21 protein-coding genes and 4 pseudogenes are annotated in these 20725 nt (G+C 36.3%); 23 read left to right on the forward strand and 2 right to left on the reverse strand.

Annotation, left to right across the window (positions count from 1 at the left end):
• Positions 1-127 precede the first annotated feature (127 nt).
• Complete coding sequence (gene hemH / locus ADH90_RS00900) at positions 128-1222, forward strand: ferrochelatase (protein WP_049529564.1); 1095 nt, start codon at positions 128-130, stop codon at positions 1220-1222.
• Positions 1223-1510: 288 nt separating this feature from the next.
• On the opposite strand, the gene mnmE is transcribed toward hemH, so the two are convergent.
• Both mnmE and ADH90_RS00910 read right to left on the reverse strand, forming a co-directional pair.
• Positions 1511-2884 (reverse strand): tRNA uridine-5-carboxymethylaminomethyl(34) synthesis GTPase MnmE, encoded by a 1374-nt coding sequence (gene mnmE / locus ADH90_RS00905; RefSeq protein ID WP_049529565.1) that lies wholly within the window; start codon positions 2882-2884, stop codon positions 1511-1513.
• 122 nt (positions 2885-3006) lie between these two features.
• The gene (locus ADH90_RS00910) at positions 3007-3189 is read right to left on the reverse strand and encodes a 4-oxalocrotonate tautomerase (protein WP_001117401.1); all 183 of its coding nucleotides are present in this window, start codon (positions 3187-3189) and stop codon (positions 3007-3009) included.
• A 123-nt stretch (positions 3190-3312) separates the two neighbouring features.
• Here ADH90_RS00910 and ADH90_RS00915 point away from each other — a divergent pair, with 123 nt between their 5' ends.
• The 22 genes and pseudogenes from ADH90_RS00915 (at position 3313) to ADH90_RS01020 (ending at position 20662) form a co-directional block, all read left to right on the forward strand.
• Entirely contained in the window at positions 3313-3912 is a 600-nt protein-coding gene (locus ADH90_RS00915) for a thymidine kinase (RefSeq protein ID WP_049504679.1), read from the forward strand.
• Complete coding sequence (locus tag ADH90_RS00920) at positions 3902-4381, forward strand: GNAT family N-acetyltransferase (RefSeq protein ID WP_049529566.1); 480 nt, start codon at positions 3902-3904, stop codon at positions 4379-4381. The genes ADH90_RS00915 and ADH90_RS00920 overlap by 11 nt, the downstream gene beginning before the upstream one ends.
• A gap of 10 nt (positions 4382-4391) precedes the next feature.
• A complete protein-coding gene (prfA, locus tag ADH90_RS00925) occupies positions 4392-5471 on the forward strand; it encodes a peptide chain release factor 1 (protein ID WP_001028810.1) in 1080 nt (359 codons plus the stop codon).
• Entirely contained in the window at positions 5471-6307 is an 837-nt protein-coding gene (prmC, locus tag ADH90_RS00930; protein ID WP_049529567.1) for a peptide chain release factor N(5)-glutamine methyltransferase, read from the forward strand. Before prfA ends, prmC begins: the two co-directional genes overlap by 1 nt.
• The gene (locus ADH90_RS00935) at positions 6291-6893 is read left to right on the forward strand and encodes an L-threonylcarbamoyladenylate synthase (protein WP_049529568.1); all 603 of its coding nucleotides are present in this window, start codon (positions 6291-6293) and stop codon (positions 6891-6893) included. The genes prmC and ADH90_RS00935 overlap by 17 nt, the downstream gene beginning before the upstream one ends.
• A gap of 1 nt (position 6894) precedes the next feature.
• On the forward strand, positions 6895-7341 hold the full coding sequence (locus ADH90_RS00940) for a GNAT family N-acetyltransferase (protein WP_049529569.1): 447 nt from the start codon (positions 6895-6897) through the stop codon (positions 7339-7341).
• Complete coding sequence (gene glyA, locus ADH90_RS00945; protein ID WP_049529570.1) at positions 7338-8594, forward strand: serine hydroxymethyltransferase; 1257 nt, start codon at positions 7338-7340, stop codon at positions 8592-8594. The genes ADH90_RS00940 and glyA overlap by 4 nt, the downstream gene beginning before the upstream one ends.
• Positions 8595-8601: 7 nt before the next feature.
• The gene (locus ADH90_RS00950) at positions 8602-9576 is read left to right on the forward strand and encodes a nucleoid-associated protein (RefSeq protein WP_049529571.1); all 975 of its coding nucleotides are present in this window, start codon (positions 8602-8604) and stop codon (positions 9574-9576) included.
• The gene (locus tag ADH90_RS00955; RefSeq protein WP_049529572.1) at positions 9576-10178 is read left to right on the forward strand and encodes a lysozyme family protein; all 603 of its coding nucleotides are present in this window, start codon (positions 9576-9578) and stop codon (positions 10176-10178) included. Before ADH90_RS00950 ends, ADH90_RS00955 begins: the two co-directional genes overlap by 1 nt.
• Before the next feature lie 81 nt (positions 10179-10259).
• Positions 10260-11234 carry a DUF1002 domain-containing protein gene (locus ADH90_RS00960; RefSeq protein ID WP_049529573.1) on the forward strand — a complete coding sequence of 325 codons (975 nt, stop codon included), beginning with the start codon at positions 10260-10262 and terminating at the stop codon, positions 11232-11234.
• A 72-nt stretch (positions 11235-11306) separates the two neighbouring features.
• Positions 11307-12950: pseudogene (gene rlmD, locus ADH90_RS00965) on the forward strand (23S rRNA (uracil(1939)-C(5))-methyltransferase RlmD).
• An 18-nt stretch (positions 12951-12968) separates the two neighbouring features.
• Positions 12969-13250, forward strand: coding sequence for a CD1845 family protein (locus ADH90_RS00975; protein WP_001267286.1), 282 nt, complete (start codon positions 12969-12971; stop codon positions 13248-13250).
• Positions 13251-13296: 46 nt separating this feature from the next.
• The gene (locus ADH90_RS00980) at positions 13297-14634 is read left to right on the forward strand and encodes a hypothetical protein (RefSeq protein ID WP_049529576.1); all 1338 of its coding nucleotides are present in this window, start codon (positions 13297-13299) and stop codon (positions 14632-14634) included.
• Between the two features lie 489 nt (positions 14635-15123).
• On the forward strand, positions 15124-15741 hold the full coding sequence (locus tag ADH90_RS00985; protein ID WP_049529577.1) for an SAP domain-containing protein: 618 nt from the start codon (positions 15124-15126) through the stop codon (positions 15739-15741).
• 40 nt (positions 15742-15781) lie between these two features.
• Entirely contained in the window at positions 15782-16186 is a 405-nt protein-coding gene (locus ADH90_RS00990; RefSeq protein WP_414717258.1) for an ADP-ribosylglycohydrolase family protein, read from the forward strand.
• A 73-nt stretch (positions 16187-16259) separates the two neighbouring features.
• Positions 16260-16751 (forward strand): nucleotidyltransferase, encoded by a 492-nt coding sequence (locus tag ADH90_RS00995; protein ID WP_049529578.1) that lies wholly within the window; start codon positions 16260-16262, stop codon positions 16749-16751.
• Positions 16752-17488: 737 nt separating this feature from the next.
• On the forward strand, positions 17489-18487 hold the full coding sequence (locus ADH90_RS01000; protein ID WP_049529579.1) for a hypothetical protein: 999 nt from the start codon (positions 17489-17491) through the stop codon (positions 18485-18487).
• Positions 18477-18941, forward strand: a pseudogene (locus tag ADH90_RS11515) (hypothetical protein); the annotation flags it as partial. The gene ADH90_RS01000 and the pseudogene ADH90_RS11515, both read left to right, overlap by 11 nt.
• Before the next feature lie 30 nt (positions 18942-18971).
• On the forward strand, positions 18972-19232 hold the full coding sequence (locus tag ADH90_RS11520; RefSeq protein ID WP_049529624.1) for a hypothetical protein: 261 nt from the start codon (positions 18972-18974) through the stop codon (positions 19230-19232).
• A gap of 354 nt (positions 19233-19586) precedes the next feature.
• Positions 19587-19655 (forward strand): annotated as a pseudogene (locus tag ADH90_RS11765) (hypothetical protein); the annotation flags it as partial.
• A gap of 33 nt (positions 19656-19688) precedes the next feature.
• Positions 19689-19838: pseudogene (locus ADH90_RS11055) on the forward strand (DUF4343 domain-containing protein); the annotation flags it as partial.
• 140 nt (positions 19839-19978) lie between these two features.
• Positions 19979-20662, forward strand: a complete 684-nt coding sequence (locus tag ADH90_RS01020; protein ID WP_049529581.1) for a hypothetical protein — start codon at positions 19979-19981, stop codon at positions 20660-20662.
• Positions 20663-20725 lie beyond the last annotated feature (63 nt).

Below are 20725 nucleotides of genomic sequence, written 5' to 3' on the forward strand. Positions count from 1 at the left end.
ACCATTGTATCATAGAAAGAAGAGAAAAACAAAAGTCAGAAGGGAGATAAAATACTTATGTTAGCGTTTACTTATGGCCACTTTAGTGATACAATAAAAAAGATAAAAATATCACAAGGATGCAAATATGAAAAAAGCGATTTTAATGATGACATTTGGTTCACCAGAAGAGATTACCTTTGAAGGAGTAGCCGACTTTTTTACCAACATTCGTCGTGGAGTTCGACCTCAAGATCACGAGATTCAAACACTCTATGATAATTATGTTCGAATTGGAGGAACTCCACTTCAAAAAATTACCCGTGAAGAAGTTGCCTTGGTAGAAGCTAGGTTAGGAAATGAATATAGTGTCTATTTTGCCAATAAATTTTCAACCCCTTTTATTCCAGATATAATTCGGCAAATGGAAGCAGATGGAATTGAAAAGTGTATTTGCTTGATTTTGGAGCCACACTATTCCTTTTACTCTGTCATGGGGTACGAAAAGTTTCTGGAAAGCAAACAAATTCAGTTTTTAGTTATTAAGGACTGGTATCAAGAAGAAGCACTATTAAACTATTGGACAGCTGAAATTGCTAAGATTTTAAAAGAAAAGGTGAAACAGGATAGCTTTAAAGTCATCTTTTCTGCCCACAGTGTGCCCATTTTTGCCTTGGATTTTGGTGATCCCTATATCGACCAGATTTTCGAAAATAGCAAGTTAATTGCTGAGAAATTAGGCTTGAAACCAGAGCAATATACCAACACTTGGCAGAGCGAAAGTGATATTGGTATTCCTTGGATTAAACCAGATGTATTGGAATATCTTAGAGCACAGGAAGAACATCCAGAGCATTATATTTTTGTGCCTATTAGTTTTATCAGTGAGCATATTGAAGTATTGTTTGACAACGATGTGGAATGTCAAGACTTGTGTCAGGAATTGGAGGTGAACTACCATCGTCCACCAATGCCAAATACAGATTCTCGTTTGATTGATGCCTTGGTCAATATTATCCGAGCTAATGAACATAAAGAATTTAGAGAATTCCTCCCAGAAGAAGAAACCTTTGATGAATTAGTCCCTTCGGAAGAAACTAAGAATATTTTAGATGAATCACAAGACTTACAAATGCCAGAATTTGTTAAAAAATTAATTGAGAAAAAAGGTCGTGAAAATGTCAAGATGCCTTATTTAATCAAAAAAATGCTTGAAAAAGCTGGCAAATTACCTAAAGACTAAGTGAAAATAGAAAAGAACTGGTAATTTTTGTTTCAAATATCAGCTAAGGTAGGATATAACTTAGAACGTGAAAGAAAAGGCGGTGGGACAGAAATCGATAGACAAAGTCTTGATTTCGTAGTCCCAGCCCCGCGAGGATGATTAGGAGCTTTTTGGAGTCTAAAAGACGAACAAAAAGTTCAATCAGCTACCGCGTCAAATTATGATTGATAATAAAAAGTGAGGTCGGGATCTTTTTGTCCCAACCTCTTTTTAGGTGACTAGTATTTTTTTGACCTAGTTTTTATGTTATTTACCCAAACAAAACTGGCTAAATAACTGTGTAATGAGTTCATCTGGCGCAGCATCACCAGTGATTTCTCCGAGGATTTCCCAAGTACGTGTCAAATCAACTTGAAGCAAATCAACAGGCATTCCTAGTTCGAGGCCTTCGTTTACAGCTTGTAAGCTTTCAACTGCTTTCTCAATCAAAGAAATGTGGCGAGCATTAGACAAGTAAGTAGCATCTTGTTCGACCAAGCCAGCATTTTCAAAGAAGAGGTTGTTAATCCGTTCTTCAATCTTATAAATATTTTGATTTTTTAGGACCGAAATACGGATGACCTCTTCAGGAAGTTCCTGAGTTTCAATAGACTCAGGTAGGTCAGTTTTGTTAAGTAGGATGATACGGTTGGTATCTTGGCTGATTTCAAGAAGTTGTCGGTCTTGGGCAGTTAGAGGTTCGCTGGCGTTTAAGACAAGTAGTACCAAGTCAGCTTCCTTGAGAGCTTTTTTGGAGCGTTCAACTCCGATTTGTTCCACGACATCATCTGTTTCACGAATACCCGCAGTATCAATCAACTTAAGTGGTACACCATTGATGTTGACGTATTCTTCGATGACATCTCGAGTAGTCCCTGCAATATCCGTTACAATAGCCTTGTCTTCACGTAGGAGGTTGTTGAGGAGACTTGATTTCCCAACGTTTGGACGACCAATGATAGCCGTTGAAATCCCTTCACGAAGGATTTTCCCACGACGGGCTGTTTTAAGGAGATTGGTTAAGAGTTGCTCAAACTCCAAAGTTTTCTCACGGACAACAGCAGTAGTGGCTTCTTCAACATCGTCGTATTCAGGATAGTCGATATTAACCTCTACTTGTGCTAGTGTATTGAGGATTTCCTGACGAGTATTGTTAATCAAGTCAGATAGAGAACCGTCTAATTGTTTGACCGCTATATTCATAGCCTTGTCAGTCTTGGCGCGGATGATATCCATAACAGCTTCAGCCTGAGTCAAGTCCACACGACCGTTGAGGAAGGCACGCTTGGTAAACTCACCAGGCTCTGCCATACGAGCCCCTTCACGGATAGCCAGTTGGAGAATTTCATTGGTTACGGCGATTCCACCGTGGGTATTGATCTCTATAATGTCTTCACGAGTGAAGGTCTTTGGAGATTTCATAGCCCCAATCATAACCTCGTCCATGACCTTACCAGTTTGAGGGTCAACAATGTGACCGTAGTTAAGAGTGTGGCTAGCAACCTTGCTCAAGTCCTTGCCTTTAAAGATTTTCTGCGCAATGGCAAAACTATCCGTTCCGCTTAGGCGGACTATCCCAATAGCACCTTCACCAAGCGGTGTCGAGATGGCTGCAATGGTATCAAATTCCCGTGTAATCATTTCAATTCCTTTATAGTTTATTTGTTTGTATAGACTAATATCTCTTAAAATTGTAACAAATTTTAGTATTTTCTTCAATGAATGTTACTTATAAAGAAAAGCCTAAGCAGATTGCTTAAGCTTTACTTAGTGCGCATTTCACCTTGTGGGAAATAGGTTCCTTCAGGCATATCGTTGATAATGACATGAACAGCAGACTGAGGTGCACCAGTGTTGCGAACAACAGCTTCCGTAACTTCCTTGGCTAGGGCTTTCTTTTGCTCTAGCGTGCGTCCTTCAAATAAATCGATGCGTACAAATGGCATAATTGCGTCCTCCACTAGTTATTTGATTTCTTCTATTTTACCACAATTTGCCGTTTAAAGCTTTGAGAAAATATGGTATACTAGAATGTAGCAAAAATTTAGAAATGGACGTGAAATAGAAGCATGGCACAGTTGTATTATCGTTATGGGACCATGAACTCAGGAAAAACGATTGAGATTCTCAAAGTAGCCTATAACTATGAGGAGCAAGGAAAGGGAGTTGTGATTATGACTTCGGCTCTGGATACGCGTGACGGTGTTGGCTATGTTTCAAGTCGAATTGGGATGAAAAGACCAGCAGTTGCTATTGAGGAAACAACGGATATCTTTGGATTTATCCGAGATTTACCTGAAATGCCTTACTGTGTACTTGTCGATGAAGCCCAGTTTTTAAAGCGTCACCATGTTTACGACTTAGCTCGTGTTGTGGATGAGTTAGACATACCTGTTATGGCATTTGGTTTAAAAAATGACTTTCGTAATGAACTATTCGAAGGTTCAAAATATCTTCTGCTCTTAGCAGATAAGATTGACGAAATCAAGACCATTTGTCAGTATTGCAAGAAAAAAGCAACCATGGTGTTGCGTACGCAGAATGGTCTGCCAGTCTATGATGGTGAGCAGATCCAGATAGGTGGGAATGAAACCTATATCTCGGTTTGCCGTAAACATTATTTCGCACCACTGATAACATCTAAAAAGGAACAAGACTATGACAATTGAACTAAGAGATGTTACAATGGAAAATTATTTTGATGTTCTGCATTTGGATGTTAAGGAATATCAAAAACAATTTATTGCTACCAACGCAATTAGTTTAGCTGAAGCATATGTCTACACTAAAAATGGAGATTTTGTAGCTCCATTGGCAGTTTACGATAATGATGCAATCATAGGTTTTGTGATGTTAGCTTATGATAAAAAAATCGGAATTAGTAATGAAAATTATTTACTATTTCGTTTCATGATTGATAAGCATTTTCAAGATCGAGGATATTTTAAACCAATTATGGATAAGGTGCTAGACTATGTTCGGACAGCGCCAGCAGGTTTATCCAATAAACTTTGGTTGTCTTATGAAGCAGAAAATGAACATGCAAGATCTTGCTACCTCAGTTATGGATTTAAAGAAACTGGGGAAATATTTGAGAACGAAGTAGTAGCCATATACGATTTAACAATTGAAAAATAAGGAGAAAAAAATGAACATCTATGATCAACTACAAGCTGTAGAAGACCGTTATGAAGAGTTGGGAGAATTGCTGAGCGACCCTGATGTGGTCTCTGATACCAAGCGTTTCATGGAGCTTTCAAAAGAGGAAGCTTCTACTCGTGATACCGTAACTGCCTACCGCGAATACAAACAAGTCCTTCAAAATATCATTGATGCCGAAGAGATGATTAAAGAATCAGGCGGAGATGCGGACTTGGAAGAAATGGCTAAGCAAGAACTCAAAGATGCCAAAGCTGAAAAAGAAGAGTACGAAGAAAAATTGAAGATCTTGCTCCTTCCTAAAGATCCAAACGATGACAAGAACATCATCCTTGAAATCCGAGGAGCAGCTGGTGGAGACGAAGCAGCACTTTTCGCTGGTGATTTGCTAACCATGTACCAAAAATATGCTGAAGCCCAAGGTTGGCGCTTTGAAGTCATGGAGGCTTCTATGAACGGTGTCGGTGGTTTCAAGGAAGTGGTTGCTATGGTATCAGGTCAGTCTGTATACTCTAAGCTTAAGTATGAGTCTGGTGCCCATCGTGTGCAACGTGTCCCTGTGACAGAAAGCCAAGGGCGTGTGCATACCTCTACAGCGACAGTTCTCGTTATGCCTGAAGTGGAAGAGGTAGAATATGATATTGATCCAAAAGACCTTCGTGTGGATATCTACCACGCATCTGGTGCTGGTGGACAGAACGTCAACAAGGTTGCGACTGCCGTTCGTATCGTTCACTTGCCAACCAATATCAAGGTTGAAATGCAGGAAGAACGTACCCAGCAGAAAAACCGTGAAAAAGCTATGAAGATCATCCGTGCGCGTGTGGCAGATCACTTTGCTCAAATTGCCCAAGATGAGCAGGACGCAGAGCGCAAGTCTACTATCGGTACAGGAGACCGTTCAGAACGTATCCGTACCTATAACTTCCCACAAAACCGTGTGACAGACCACCGTATTGGCTTAACCCTTCAAAAACTTGATACTATTTTGTCTGGTAAACTAGATGAAGTTGTGGATGCCTTGGTTCTTTATGATCAAACGCAAAAATTGGAAGAATTAAACAAATAATGAAACTAGCTCAAATTTTTAAGGATTTTGAGGAAAAGTTGATAGCACAAGGAGAGGAAGCAGAAAGCCTCTCCTTTGTCTATCGTAGCCTGAAAAATCTCTCTTTTACTGACTTTGTCTTTGCACTCCAGCAAGAGGTGATAGATGAAGATTACAAATTTGTAGAGGAAATTTACAAGAAATTAGCAGCACATATGCCTGCCCAGTACATTATCGGTCATGCAGAATTTTTTGGGATGCAGTTAGAGGTCGATGAGCGGGTCTTGATTCCCCGTCCAGAGACAGAAGAGTTGGTGGAGCTCATCCTAGCTGAGAATCCGAAGGATAATCTCAAAGTTCTGGATATTGGAACTGGGAGTGGTGCTATCGCTCTTGCTTTAGCTAAAAATAGACCAGATTGGACAATCACAGCTGCCGATATTTCTCAGGATGCTTTGGATTTGGCGATGGAAAACGCTAATAATCAAGGTCTAACATTATCCTTTATTAAATCTGATTGTTTCTCCGAAATTTCTTCAAAATATGATATAATTGTATCCAATCCACCTTATATATCTCGAGTAGATGAGGCAGAAGTTGGTTTGAATGTTCTCCATTCAGAGCCACATTTAGCCCTCTTTGCAGATGAGAATGGTCTAGCGATCTATCGCAGAATTGCGGAAGAATCAAAGGACTATCTAAGTGATGGTGGTAAGATTTATCTTGAAATTGGCTACAAACAAGGTCAAAGTGTACCTGCTCTCTTTAAGGAAAATCTTCCTGAGAAAAGAGTTCGAACTCTCAAAGACCAATTTGGCCAAGATAGGATGGTTGTCATTGATGATGGAGAAAATTAAGCACGAGCTTGAAAATGGTGGAGCTGTTGTTTTGCCAACGGAGACAGTTTATGGACTTTTTGCAAAAGCATTGGATGAAAAGGCTGTTGACCATGTTTATCAGCTTAAATGTCGTCCAAGAGATAAGGCTCTCAATCTCAATGTTGCTAGTTTAGACGATATCTTGAACTTTTCTAAGAATCACCCAACTTATTTACAACAATTGGTTGAAAGTTTTTTGCCAGGCCCTTTGACCATTATCTTAGAAGCTAATGACAAGGTTCCTTACTGGGTCAATTCAAATTTGACGACAGTTGGATTTCGCATGCCGAGTCATCCTGTAACTCTGGAGTTGATTCGTGAGTTTGGCCCCTTAATCGGACCTTCTGCCAATATTTCAGGTCAATCAAGTGGAGTAGATTTTCACAAGATTCTTCAAAACTTTGACCAAGTGGTCTTGGGACTAGAAGATGATGCTTTTTTAACGGGTCAGGATTCGACTATTTTAGACTTATCTGGCGACAAGGTAAAGATTCTTCGCCAAGGAGCGATTACTCGAGAAGATATCCTTGCCAAGATACCAGCCATTCCTTTTGAGGAGGTATGATATGCTACGTGATTTGAAAACAACAGATGTTGCAGCGATTTGTGTCATTAACAAAGAAGCTTTAGGTTATACTTTTAGTCCAGAGGAAACGGCTAGTCAACTAGCTAGATTATCCAAAGACTCACATCATTTTCTACTAGGTTATGAGGATGATGCTAGTCATGAACTCCATGGCTACGTTCATGCAGAGGTTTATGAATCTCTCTATTCCAAGGCAGGATTTAATATCTTGGCCTTGGCAGTTTTACCTCAAAGACAAGAGAAGGGGATTGGTAAAGCTTTACTTGAAGGGTTGGAGCAAGAAACAAAAAGACGCGGATATGAGTTTATTCGCTTAAACTCTGCAGACCACCGTCTGGGTGCGCATGCATTTTATGAAAAAGTTGGCTATACTTGTGATAAGATGCAGAAACGGTTTATTAAATTGATTAAAGGAGAAGACCTATGATTTTTGACAAAGATGATTTTAAAGCATATGACGCAGATCTTTGGAATGCTATTGCTAAAGAAGAAGAACGCCAACAAAATAATATTGAATTGATCGCTTCAGAGAACGTAGTCTCTAAGGCTGTTATGGCTGCTCAAGGTTCTATCTTGACCAATAAATATGCCGAAGGTTATCCAGGACGTCGTTATTACGGTGGTACTGATGTAGTGGATGTTATCGAAAATCTAGCTATTGAGCGTGCAAAAGAAATTTTTGGTGCCAAGTTTGCAAATGTCCAACCCCACTCAGGAAGCCAAGCCAACTGTGCTGCTTACATGGCCTTGATTGAGCCTGGCGATACGGTTATGGGAATGGATTTGGCAGCAGGTGGGCACTTGACTCACGGAGCTCCAGTAAGTTTCTCAGGACAAACCTACAATTTTGTTTCTTATAGCGTTGATCCTGATACCGAACTATTGAACTTTGATGCTATCTTAAAACAAGCACAAGAAGTGAAACCAAAATTAATCGTAGCAGGAGCTTCAGCCTACTCTCAAATTATTGATTTTTCAAAATTCCGTGAAATTGCAGATGCTGTTGGTGCTAAACTCATGGTAGATATGGCTCATATTGCTGGCTTGGTTGCTGCTGGTCTTCATCCAAGTCCAGTGCCTTATGCACATATTACAACAACAACGACCCACAAAACCCTTCGTGGTCCACGTGGTGGTTTGATTTTGACCAACGACGAAGATCTTGCTAAGAAAATTAACTCAGCTATCTTCCCAGGTATCCAAGGTGGACCATTAGAGCACGTTGTTGCTGCTAAGGCTGTTGCATTTAAAGAGGTATTGGACCCAGCCTTCAAGGAATATGCAGCAAATGTTATTAAGAACAGCAAGGCTATGGCAGAAATCTTCTTGCAAGACCCTGATTTCCGTATCATTTCTGGCGGAACTGAAAACCACCTTTTCCTAGTTGATGTAACTAAGGTTGTAGAGAACGGAAAAGTTGCTCAAAACTTGCTGGATGAAGTCAATATTACCCTAAATAAAAACTCAATTCCTTACGAAACATTGTCACCATTTAAGACAAGTGGTATTCGTATCGGAGCTGCAGCAACTACTGCACGTGGGTTTGGTGAAGAAGAAAGCCGTAAAGTGGCAGAGTTTATCATTAAAGCCCTTAAGAATGCAGAAAATGAGGCTGTTTTAGAAGAAGTGAGAAGCGAAGTCAAAGCCTTGACAGATGCCTTCCCATTATACGAGGACTAAAATTTTTATGGACATTTATATTAAGAAAGCTATTATCCATCAGTTCAGTCCGGATGATACCGAGTTGTTTTTAGCGGATAAGTTTCTCAATATCACTCCAAAAATCGAAGAATACCTGCGCAAGAAAATTGAACGTGTGTATTCAGATGAAGCTAAGACTGGGATTTTCGAAGAAGAAAATCCCTTCTTCAATCACATTACAGACGATTTGTTGGAGACATCGGTGGCGCTAGCAAATCTCTGGAAAGAGGAGTTTAGCATTTCTGAAAATCTCAAGACCAATGACTTGATGTTTGTGCAATTTTCTAAAGAAGGAGTAGAGCATTTCGCTTTCTTGCGAATTGCCCTGCGAGAAACCTTGACTCACCTTGGAGGAGAGGTTGATAATCCAATCAAGCTGACTCAAAACAATCTACCAGGATTTGGTACAGGGGCTGACGAAGCTTTGGTGGTCAATCTTCAAAGCCGAAAATATCACCTGATTGAGAAACGAATCAAGTATAACGGAACTTTTTTGAACTATTTTTCTGAGAATCTGATTCAGGCTCAGCCAAAGATTTCACCTAAGAAGTCAATCAAGGAACTGGAAAAAACAGCTCAGAGAATTGCTGAAACATTTAATACAGATGATTTTCAATTTCAATCCAAGGTCAAGTCTGCTATTTTCAACAACCTTGAAGAAAGCAATGAATTGTCTCCTGAAAAATTGGCCAATGACCTTTTTGACAACAATCTGACGGCACGCCTTAGCTTTATTGATCAAGTTAAGGAAGCAGTACCAGAGCCAGTTCAGTTTGATGAAATCGATGCTAGTCGCCAATTAAAGAAATTTGAAAACCAAAAACTTTCCCTGTCAAATGGTATTGAGTTAATTGTTCCTAATAATATTTATCAAGATGCTGAGTCGGTCGAATTTATCCAAAATGACAATGGAACCTACTCTATCTTAATCAAAAACATCGAGGATATACAAAGCAAATAATGTTTAAATTTATAAGAAGGGTCTTGCTACTTGTTCTTATCTTATTTACTGGCTATAAACTTTTTCACATGTATCAGGATGTTAAGCAGGTCATGACTTATCAATCCTTGGTACGAGAAGTTTTAAGTGAGCAAGATACGCCAGCAAATGAAGAACTAGTCTTGGCCATGATTTATACCGAAACAAAAGGTAAAGAAAGTGACGTCATGCAGTCTAGTGAGTCTGCTAGCGGTACTACAAATACGATTTCTGACAATAGGAGTAGTATTCGTCAGGGAATTCAAACCTTGACTGAAAATCTTTATTTAGCGCAAAAAAAAGGAGTAGATGTTTGGACTGCTGTACAGGCTTATAACTTTGGTCCAGCTTATATCGATTTTATCGCCCAAAACGGGAAAGAAAATACACTTGCCCTAGCCAAGCAATATTCGAGAGATACAGTTGCGCCAACTTTAGGAAATACAAGTGGGAAAACCTATCGCTATATCAATCCAATTTCCATCTTTCAGGGTGGAGAACTTTATGTAGATGGTGGGAACTATTATTACTCTAGACAGGTTCAACTAAACCTCTACATTATTAAATTTTTTAATTTGTTTTAAGCATCTAGAAGTTCTAGGTGCTTTTATAAGTTTTTTTTAAGGATACTTTAATATGCTAGAGTGGAAAAGGAGGAACGTCTCATGCGAAAGAAATTCTTTCTGACTAGTGCTGCTGTTCTTTTAGCAATTGCAACTTTGCAAAGCGCTCAAGCAGCCACTGATGTTCAAAAAGTAATTGATGAAACTTATGTTCAACCTGAGTACGTCTTGGGTTCTTCATTAACGGAAGATCAAAAAAATCAAACACTTAAAAAACTGGGCTACGATGCCTCTAAAGATACTAAAGACTTGAAGACTATGACACCAGATGTCTACTCAAAGATTATGAATGTCGCAAATGACTCTAGTCTTCAACTTTATTCATCAGCAAAAATTCAAAAATTAGGAGAAAAATCTCCACTTGAAGTCAAGATTGAAACACCTGAAAATATCACAAAAGTCACTCAAGACATGTACCGTAATGCTGCTGTTACCTTGGGTGTAGAGCACGCGCGTATCACTGTTGCTGCACCAATTCCTGTAACAGGGGAAAGTGCTTTAGCAGGTATTTACTATTCCCTTGAGTCTAATGGTGTTCAGTTGCCTCAGGAAAATAAAGACTTAGCTCAGGAAGAGCTCAAGGCCTTGTCAGACATTAACGATGAAAACAAGGACAAATCAGGCTTTGATGCCAATAAACTGAACGTAGCCCTTGCTGATATTAAGGCTGCTATTGCTAAGGCTAAAGAGTCTAAGGGTGAACTTACAGAAGATGATGTTCGTAAAATTGTAGAAGATACATTGAAAAATTATAAGCTAGATCAGGTTATAACAGGAAATCAGATCAATATCATCATCAACTTTGCCTTTAATCTTTCAAAGAGTGATATTCTGAATAACGAAGACTTCACAAAGACTCTAAAAGATTTGAAACAAAGCATTGTTGCGCAAGCAGGTGATAGTTTCAGCAATATTGACCTTAACTTTGATGCTAATAAAGCATTGGAGGATGGTGGCAATATTCTCAGTGCTATTTGGCAAGCAATTGTAAACTTTTTCAAGAGTTTTGGTGCTTAGGTTAATTCATGGTATAATAGATGGTAACAGAACAGTTGCCATCTTTTTTTCGGCACATAGAAAGTGAAAAATATGTTAAAGAAAAATGATATTGTAGAAGTAGAGATTGTCGATTTAACCCATGAAGGAGCAGGTGTTGCCAAGGTAGATGGCTTGGTCTTTTTTGTAGAGAGTGCTCTACCGACTGAGAAAATCCTTATGCGAGTCCTTAAAGTCAACAAGAAGATTGGCTTTGGTAAAGTCGAGGAATACCTTACGCAATCTCCACATCGTAATCAAGACTTAGATTTGGCTTACCTACGTTCAGGCATAGCCGACTTGGGGCATCTAGCTTATCCAGAGCAACTCAAGTTTAAAACCAAGCAAGTAAAAGACAGTCTTTATAAGATTGCTGGAATCACGGATATAGAGGTTGCTGATACTCTTGGCATGGAAAATCCTGTCAAGTATCGTAACAAGGCTCAGGTTCCTGTTCGTCGCGTTAATGGTGTCCTAGAGACTGGTTTCTTCCGTAAGAATTCTCATAATCTTATGCCTCTTGAAGATTTTTATATCCAGGATCCAGTGATTGACCAGGTTATTGTGGCTTTACGTGATTTGCTCCGTCGTTATGACTTAAAACCCTATGATGAGAAGGAACAGTCTGGCTTGATTCGTAACCTTGTCGTTCGTCGTGGGCATCATTCTGGAGAAATTATGGTCATTTTGGTGACCACTCGTCCTAAAATTTTCCGAGTTGAACAGTTGATTGAACAAGTCATCAAGCAGTTCCCAGAGATTGTGTCTGTCATGCAAAATATCAATGACCAGAATACCAATGCTATTTTTGGGAAAGAATGGCGAGTTCTCTATGGTCAAGATTACATTACGGACCAAATGTTGGGAAATGATTTCCAAATCTCTGGACCAGCCTTTTATCAGGTCAATACAGAAATGGCAGAGAAACTTTATCAGACAGCCATTGATTTTGCGGAGTTAAGTGAAGATGATGTGGTGATCGATGCCTATTCAGGAATTGGGACCATTGGCTTGTCAGTTGCTAAGCATGTCAAGGAAGTTTATGGTGTCGAAGTCATCCCAGAAGCAGTAGAAAATAGCCAGAAGAATGCAGAGTTGAACGGTATCACCAATGCTCATTATGTTTGTGATACAGCTGAAAATGCCATGAAGAATTGGCTCAAGGAAGGCATCCAACCAACTGCCATCCTGGTTGACCCACCACGCAAGGGCTTGACAGAAAGCTTTATCAAAGCAAGCGCCCAAACAGGAGCTGAACGCATCGCCTATATCTCCTGTAACGTCGCAACCATGGCGCGTGATATCAAACTCTACCAAGAGTTGGGCTATGAATTGAAGAAAGTACAGCCGGTTGATCTTTTCCCGCAAACGCACCATGTTGAGGCGGTAGCGCTTTTGTCCAAACTTGATGTCGATTAGCATATAGATGTTGAAATTAAGCTGGATGAGCTTGATTTGACATCTGCTGAAAGTAAAGCGACTTATGCAAAAATCAAGGAATATATATATATATATATTAGAAAAATTTGGATTAAAAGTTCCAACACTTTATATTGCACAGATTAAAAAGAAGTGTGGTATTGAATTAAGGGAGAATTATAATAAATCAAAAATAAAGAGAAACAGGTTATTTCACAATGCACAATGGAAAAAGAGGAAGCTATTATGGATGCTTTAAAGCATTTTAAAATGATTTAGTAGAAATGGAGGGTATTTATGAGATGGATATTAAAAATAATCTTGTTTCCAATTAGCTTGGTGTTAAGTATCCTCACTGCATTTCTGACATTTTTACTTGCCGTAGGAACAACAATATTGTATTTGCTGATGCTTATGTGTGTCGTTGTTGGAGTCGTATCATTGTTTCAAAAGGATTTTTCAATAGGTATAGAAGCATTGATAGTAGGATTCTTGTTAAGCCCATACGGAATACCGATGGTTGGAGCAGCAGTTATAGCTTTTTTACAAGGTATCAATGAGAGAATAAGGTTAGTTTAAATCAAAAAATGACTAATTAGAATTTGTTTGGAAAGGATAAAGTTATATGATGAATGAGAAAGATGTAATAAAAAGTATTGCAACAAATTTATCTGAAAAAAGAAGTGCGGCTGCATTGAATAATTACGAAGTGTTATATAATAATATAAACTATGCAAATAAATTACTTGATAATTTTATAAATAATATTATACATCTTGAAAAAGACATAGAAAATAAGATAAAGATTTCAGATAATGTAAATGATGAATTTAAAACTAATGCAAGTTCAAAATTTTATTTTCGAGATATAATACCTAGAATTCTACTAAATGATATTGAAGTATTAAAGAAATTCTCTTTAATATCTAAAGGAGACGATATAACTGGAATTGATGTTAAGAATGTTCATTTTTTGAAAAAGGAGTTTATTGATTATAGCGAATTTGTCACGATTACTAGACAAACACTTGATAGTTTGGTATCTGATGCTTACCAAATGATTCTATTAGATGAAAAAGAAATGAATTTTCATGTACTAACATCATTAAAAAGCTTTGAATTGTATGCAACTAAATCTATTCGTCAGTCGTTATTCAATGAAGAAATAACACATGCATTAGATGAGTTTGATAATCTGAACTATAATCAGAGAGTAAGGGGAGTTGAATCAAATATTACCAAATGCTCTAAAAAGACGTTCGGAGAAAAACTAGATTTTATTTTTGGAGAAATTGGATTAATATCAGACACGAATTTTATTGACGAATTAAAGAATCTATTTAAGTTTTCATCAGAATTTACGCATATTGGTTATATTTCGACATTTTTTTCAAGTGCAGAGCAAACAGATATAGTTTTTGGAAGTAATCTAGGACCATACTTATTAAGCACAGAAAATTTTAATGAATTAAAATATGAAATTATTGAAACGATGATTAAATTTCTTGTAACAGTATATATGGCATCTATTTCGAAAACGTTAGAAACAATATTTTGTACAAAATATAGTGAAAAAATCATTGAAGAAATAGAAGAATATATTAAAAATTTGATGGGGTATGTTAATACAAGGAATAATGAGTATTATTTTTTTATAAGGGAAGGATTAATACAATCTGATCAAACCATAGAATTGCCTTGCATGTGCGGTAGAATAAACAATTGGAAATCGCCACATGACTTATCTGATATATACTGTAAATCTTGTGGAAGCAAATTTAATCTTATAGAGGTAGAGGGAAATCCTGGATATATAATGACTAGCTCAGGGCCGGCGAAAGTTATAGGATCAGATGTTCCAGATTTAGCTGAAATGTCATTCGAAGAGAGAAAAGAACTTTTTGAAGAATGGGAAAAAATTTTGTCTGACACTAGTGCAGATAATAAATTAAAAGGAAATTAAAAGAAATTTCAGAACTACAAATCATTTATAAGCTATAAGTTTTCCTTACTCTTATGAGTCAGAGCCTGAATCTCACAAAAAACCTTATACGGACGATGAATGGAATTATTTTGAATATCTGAACTAGAACAATCAGAATTATGATTATGATATTGAATGGTTTTATGTTGGAAAAAATTTAGTAGGTCATATATACTACAATGAGTTGGATCATTATTTAACTTATTTGCTAGGTGCGATACGAAGAGGTATTTCTTACGTTAGTATAAAGAAAGGAAAAAATATAGAAGAAGATCTTGATAAGATTGATTAAAGTTTATCTGTAAGCCTATATATCTTTATTTATAAAAAAGTAAACACATAAGTTAAATTTTTAATCTTATGGAAAATCTGGTTTAAAATCTTGATTATTTCTTCCTTACAAAGGTAGTAAAATTTCAATCTTTTAAGATGTAATCCAAAATCGTTTTTGAGGAAGTAGGTGTTTTTTTGATAAAAAGTAGACCTGAGTTTGATAAAATCGTATCCTTTGATGAGTTTAGTAAATACTATTGGTATCGGGATGAACTTTCACAGATATGCAAGTCATTAGGGCTTGAATATAGAGGGACAAAACAGGAACTTAATGATATTATTGAGCAGTACTTTAAGGGGATTTTGATTAAAAAATCATCAGTAAAAAACAAAAAGAAAAGAGTAGAAGTCCTTACCTTAAATACGCCCTTGCTTGAATGTGGATTCTCCTTTAATGCACACTTTAGAGAATATTTCTCAAATTTAACAGATGTTTCGCCCTTTAAGTTTACTGCCGATATGGCGACTGCTTGGAGAAAAGTAAAAAGAGAAAATGATTTGAGTTTTACAATCCAAGATATGCTAAAAGTCTATTATGGAGATTCAGATTATGCCAAGTATAACCATTCGGTTTGTCAATGGAATCAATTTTTAAAGGATTTCTGTGCAGACGAAAATAGTGGCAACTACTCGAATAAACTAAAAGTAGCTTCCATTCTTTGGAAAGAAGTTAGAAATTCAAAAAATGAAAAAATTTACTCAAAGAATCTTTTAACCGAATATGCTGATAAAATAAAAGAGTATGGCAAGTAGAAATGTCAGTCTAAACCAATAGTTCGTAAGGAGGAATACCATGCTAGGAGCAAATATTGGTGACATTGTAGGTTCAGTTTACGAATGGAACAATATTAAAACGAAGGATTTTCCCATATTTCGTGAGGATTATTTTTTCACAGATGATACTGTTATGACCTGCGCCGTCGCAGAAGCAATCATGAATGGTGGTCAGAAAGATGACTTTATTGACGCCATGAAGAAATATGGAAAAATGTATCCCGATGCGGGCTACGGTGCTCGGTTTAGTAGTTGGATCAATAGTGACAATCGTGATCCTTACAATCGCTTTGGAAAAGGATTTGCTATGCGTGTTTCTCCCTGTGCTGCTGAAGAACTCGTTAATGTTCCCATAATTCCACTAAATGATCATTCATGTCTTGTATTAAATAAACTTGGAAACATTATTGAGAAAATTGACTAGTTTTCATTATCTAAATCTTGATTTAGGTAACTAAAGTGTAAACGAACATTTATATGAAAGGTTTAAAATAAACATGAGTCTCTTATTTGAAGAATTTAAAACCATTTGTTTCCATTTAAACCAAGTCGGAATTACACCGACACTGATGGGTTCTTTGGGATTAGAGTTTAGAACGAAAGAAAATTGGGGGCCGTCTGACATTGACATTCATGTGCCTGGTGACCCTAGAGGTTGGGAAGCACCTGATCATCTCAGAATTTATGACTGGGACAAGATAATGAAAGTAATGAAAGACTTAGGCTACGTCTTAATAGATATTCATGAGCATGAATTCAAAAAGGATCGAGTGAGTGTTGAATTTGGAAGTATCGATTCCTTATCTGATTTTGCAGGAGTTTCGGAATCGGATATAGAGCTTATTCAAATCGAAGGCATCACTTTTCGTCTTCCAAGTCTGGAGCAGTATTTAAGTATTTACAAAGCTTCTTCTCAAGACTCCTATCGAAATGATCACAATAACAATAAGGATTTTAAAAAGATCGAGTGGCTGGAAAGAAATTTGTAAATTATCATATGAAAAGTAGTAAGTTGTAAGACTGCCTGCTATGTTATTTTTATCATCATTTTTATTGGTCATTTAATTTATACCATATTGGCTAGTAATAGAATTAGTAATGAAAAGTCTTTTAAATTTTAGATCAGCTTATCCATTATTGAAAGTAACGATTTTATAATTAAATGATTAATGTTAGAGAATTATCAATTGTAATTTTAAGTGGAGTTATGGATGTCGTTTCTTTTGGAAGGGGTGATAATCTTTCCGTTCCACAGTATCATTTTAAAATGATTTTCATTGCCTTTTGTTTATTAGTATGAAAGCAGAATATTACCACATGTTGAGTGTGTGTGCTTGTTGGTAAAACCGAGTTAATCCTCAAAAGGTTCACCCAAACCTTTTGAGTCCCACAGATACAGCATGTGGAGTGTGTAGTGTTGCTACAACGAAGCAACGGGTAAAAATCCTTTATTTTAAGCACTTTTTCAAGCATTTTGTCTTTATTGAAAATAGTGATTTTGACATAAAAAAGGTTCAAAAAAAGTACATTGATGTGAACGTCTGTTTGGATGTCGACTGCGTAGACAAAAAATAGATACGTCATAAAATATAATAGTTCAGCGAGAACATTTTAATAAGTGTTCTCGCTTTTTTTATCTTTTGTAAGTCGATTTTTATTATCAAAAAACTTGCATTTTATCATTTAAAATGATAAAATACGTACAAAATGATAAAAAGGAAAAACAATGAATGTTCAAAAGATAATTTCTATTTTTCAATCGTTTTATATTAATGTAAGTGTTGAAAAAATAGCTTTAACTTTACCAATTAGTTTTGAAAAAAGATTTCAATATGCTCAAATGAAGTTTCATAAGGAGTCATTTTTATTGATTAAAGAAAAGAGAAGAGGAAGTTTAGACTCATTTGTTACTCAAGCTCGTAATATGGGTGAAAAGGCTAGCATGGACGTTATTTTGGTATTTTCAAAGCTATCTGACATTGAAAAAAAACAACTCCTTCAAGCTAGAGTTCCTTTTGTAGACTTCAAGGGAAATCTCTTTTTTCCTCCATTGGGATTAGTATTGAATGTTAATGATGATGTTGTAGCATCTAAAGAATTAACACCTAGTGAACAATTAACTTGGATTGCCTTTTTATTGACAAAAGGTCAAAAAGAAGTAGATGTTGATATGCTTTCACAGGTAACTGGGCTTCCAAACTCAACGATTTATAGATGTTTGAGGACTTTTAAAACTTTAGATTGGTTAAATAAGCCAAATAAACTTTACACTTATACAGCATCAAAGAAAGAATTATTCTTAAAATCAGAGTCCTATTTATTTAATCCCATCAAAAAACGGCTCTTATTGCCCAATGTAGATCTAGAGAATATAAAATCTGCTTCTAGGCTTCTATACGGTGGTACTTATGCTTTATCTTATTTGACTTTTTTAGCTGAATCGTATGAAAATAGTAGCTATGTCATATCACAGAGACAATTCAATAAATTATCCTTGCCATTATCTCAGCATGTTTTAGAAGGCAAGGTATTAGAAATATGGCGATATCGCCCTTTTGTATCTGAATTTTGGAACGATTTTAAAGAAAATCAAGATAGACAGTTTGTAGATCCTATTTCTCTTTATTTGACCTTAAAAGATGATGATGATCCACGTGTGGAGGAAGAGATTGAAGCACTAAAAAATAATATATTACAGTATCTAGGAGAAGATGATGTCAGCTAATACGAAAGCTATTTTTCAAGAAATGTTTGCGAATTTTCAAGACTATTATGTTTTGATTGGAGGGACTGCAACATCTATTATACTGGATTCGCAAGGATTTAAAAGTCGGACAACAAAAGATTATGATATGGTAATCATTGATGAATTAAAAAATAAGGAATTTTATGATACCTTGAATCACTTTTTAGAATTGGGAGAATATCAAGGAAGTCAGAAGGATGAAAAAGCACAGCTATTTCGATTTACAACAAATAAACCTGAGTTTCCTTCTATGATTGAACTATTTAGTATTTTACCAGAATACCCATTAAAGAAGGAGGGGAGAGAAACACCCTTACATTTTGATGAAGATGCTAGTTTGTCGGCCTTATTATTGGATAAGGATTATTATAATATATTAGTGCATGAAAAAGAATCCATTCAGGGATACTCGGTATTGAGTAATCGTGGTTTAATTATTTTCAAGGCTAAAGCTTGGTTGGATATGAGAGAACGCTCTGCCACAGGTACTCAAGGTTTAAGTAAAGCCATTAAAAAACATTTGAACGACATTACGCGCTTAACAGCTTTATTAGTAGGGAGTGAAAAGCTATCAAATATAACCTCTAGTGACACGGTGAAAGCAGATATGCACCGTTTTGTGATAGAACTTGAGTCTGTGATATCAACTATTCCTCAAAATGATGATATTTTGTTGAATCGAAATGAAGTTTTTGAAATTTTGAAAGATTTTTTAGATAGTTAAAATAATTGTAGTAACATAGGTATATTGGAATGTGACATACTTGTTTATGTCTGGGAGGACTGATGCGTCAGTTCTCCCGTTTTTTATATTCAAGTCTCTTGATTTTGTTCAGTGGCGATTGGAACACTGATGATCGCAGTTGTTGGTCTAGGTTGACAACTTGTTCATGCAGATGAGGTTGTGAGAACTGAAAATCCTGCCACCAATCTTATCCAAGCAAAGCCAGCTGATAGTGCTGAACACATAAACTAAGCCAAATTAAGTGGTCAGGCAAGTGGAGAATTAACCTTTGCCGTTTAGAACGAGGAATTAGATAAAGTAGCCCAAGTAGCTAAGCATGAAGCTGTTCAAGTTATCACAGATAAGGAAGTCAATCTAGCTACAATAAAAACAGCTGTGGAAACAAGCATCGCTCTTTCAAAAGTACAGACTGACTCTGATAAGCAGGTCTCGGAAGTTAAGAAAGTGACAGCTGGTTATGCATTGGGAAATTATGGCCTATCTCCTTTAAACTCAATCAAATTTAACAAGGCTAGATGGAAAGAAATGGTAAAACCTTATTTTGAAAAAACGATGTTTTTACTATGCCTGAAAATGAAAATATGAGTTTCTAAAGGGAACAGAAGTAAATCTGTGTGTAACTGCAACGAGTAAGTTGCAGTTTTTTGTTTTGAATAATGATATAATAGGTTAAGAAAATAATGAAAACGCTATATATTTGAAAGTTGATTAGGAAAGCAGGAATTATGGAAACAATCGATATGATTATTAAATCATCAACTGAATTTTATAACGATTTAAAAGCTGATGAACATGATAGATATCGTTCATGGGAACATTGCTATTCACATTTTATGACAGCTCGAAAAGAGAATGATGTGAATCTTGATTACTTGAGTTTACAACTTGCATTTTATTTAGCAAGTTGGGGGATGTATCGAGGTTCTTCATTTCTATTACAAAAGGATTATAGAGTACATATACCTGTAGTAAGAGAAATCTTAAGCAAAAAATATGATTCTCTAGCAGGAATAGAATGTAAAGATTTTAAAAATGAAACTAACCAAAAATTGCTAAAGGAAATTAATGAATTTATTGCTAGTTATTATGATGAAATCAGGCGTGAAGCGAGAGGTTCAGCACTAAAAAACAACTTATCAGAAACACTAATCACAAAGATACTGATGGGCACACTCGGTTGTGTTCCGGCATATGATAGATATTTTGTTTCTGGGATAAGATCACGAAAGATTGCAAGTGGAACCTATAACATTAAATCTATTTTACAACTAGTAGATTTTTATGAAAAAAACATAGAACAGTTAGATTCAGTTCAAAAGAATTTTATTGTTGCTGATATGCTATATCCTCAAATGAAAATACTTGATATGGGATTTTGGCAGATTGGTTTTGACTTAGATAATAAATAACTATTTACATCTAAATCTGGAGCTAATTAATGGATTTACTTTTAAATGGTGTGTTTCACCTTA

The sequence above is a fragment of the Streptococcus pseudopneumoniae genome (assembly GCF_001073085.1).
Lineage (GTDB): Bacteria > Bacillota > Bacilli > Lactobacillales > Streptococcaceae > Streptococcus > Streptococcus pseudopneumoniae_M.

What these genes read in the sequence shown, in the direction of transcription:
- ADH90_RS00975 (WP_001267286.1), top strand. Translation starts at nt 12,969, where the DNA reads ATGAGATGGATATTAAAAATAATCTTGTTTCCAATTAGCTTGGTGTTA.
- ADH90_RS00915 (WP_049504679.1), top strand. Translation starts at nt 3,313, where the DNA reads ATGGCACAGTTGTATTATCGTTATGGGACCATGAACTCAGGAAAAACG.
- ADH90_RS01020 (WP_049529581.1), top strand. Translation starts at nt 19,979, where the DNA reads ATGGAAACAATCGATATGATTATTAAATCATCAACTGAATTTTATAAC.
- ADH90_RS00995 (WP_049529578.1), top strand. Translation starts at nt 16,260, where the DNA reads ATGAGTCTCTTATTTGAAGAATTTAAAACCATTTGTTTCCATTTAAAC.
- hemH (WP_049529564.1), top strand. Translation starts at nt 128, where the DNA reads ATGAAAAAAGCGATTTTAATGATGACATTTGGTTCACCAGAAGAGATT.
- mnmE (WP_049529565.1), bottom strand. Translation starts at nt 2,884, where the DNA reads ATGATTACACGGGAATTTGATACCATTGCAGCCATCTCGACACCGCTT.
- prmC (WP_049529567.1), top strand. Translation starts at nt 5,471, where the DNA reads ATGAAACTAGCTCAAATTTTTAAGGATTTTGAGGAAAAGTTGATAGCA.
- ADH90_RS00935 (WP_049529568.1), top strand. Translation starts at nt 6,291, where the DNA reads ATGATGGAGAAAATTAAGCACGAGCTTGAAAATGGTGGAGCTGTTGTT.
- ADH90_RS01000 (WP_049529579.1), top strand. Translation starts at nt 17,489, where the DNA reads ATGAATGTTCAAAAGATAATTTCTATTTTTCAATCGTTTTATATTAAT.
- ADH90_RS11520 (WP_049529624.1), top strand. Translation starts at nt 18,972, where the DNA reads ATGAGAGAACGCTCTGCCACAGGTACTCAAGGTTTAAGTAAAGCCATT.
- ADH90_RS00955 (WP_049529572.1), top strand. Translation starts at nt 9,576, where the DNA reads ATGTTTAAATTTATAAGAAGGGTCTTGCTACTTGTTCTTATCTTATTT.
- prfA (WP_001028810.1), top strand. Translation starts at nt 4,392, where the DNA reads ATGAACATCTATGATCAACTACAAGCTGTAGAAGACCGTTATGAAGAG.
- ADH90_RS00960 (WP_049529573.1), top strand. Translation starts at nt 10,260, where the DNA reads ATGCGAAAGAAATTCTTTCTGACTAGTGCTGCTGTTCTTTTAGCAATT.
- glyA (WP_049529570.1), top strand. Translation starts at nt 7,338, where the DNA reads ATGATTTTTGACAAAGATGATTTTAAAGCATATGACGCAGATCTTTGG.
- ADH90_RS00940 (WP_049529569.1), top strand. Translation starts at nt 6,895, where the DNA reads ATGCTACGTGATTTGAAAACAACAGATGTTGCAGCGATTTGTGTCATT.
- ADH90_RS00950 (WP_049529571.1), top strand. Translation starts at nt 8,602, where the DNA reads ATGGACATTTATATTAAGAAAGCTATTATCCATCAGTTCAGTCCGGAT.
- ADH90_RS00990 (WP_414717258.1), top strand. Translation starts at nt 15,782, where the DNA reads ATGCTAGGAGCAAATATTGGTGACATTGTAGGTTCAGTTTACGAATGG.
- ADH90_RS00910 (WP_001117401.1), bottom strand. Translation starts at nt 3,189, where the DNA reads ATGCCATTTGTACGCATCGATTTATTTGAAGGACGCACGCTAGAGCAA.
- ADH90_RS00980 (WP_049529576.1), top strand. Translation starts at nt 13,297, where the DNA reads ATGATGAATGAGAAAGATGTAATAAAAAGTATTGCAACAAATTTATCT.
- ADH90_RS00920 (WP_049529566.1), top strand. Translation starts at nt 3,902, where the DNA reads ATGACAATTGAACTAAGAGATGTTACAATGGAAAATTATTTTGATGTT.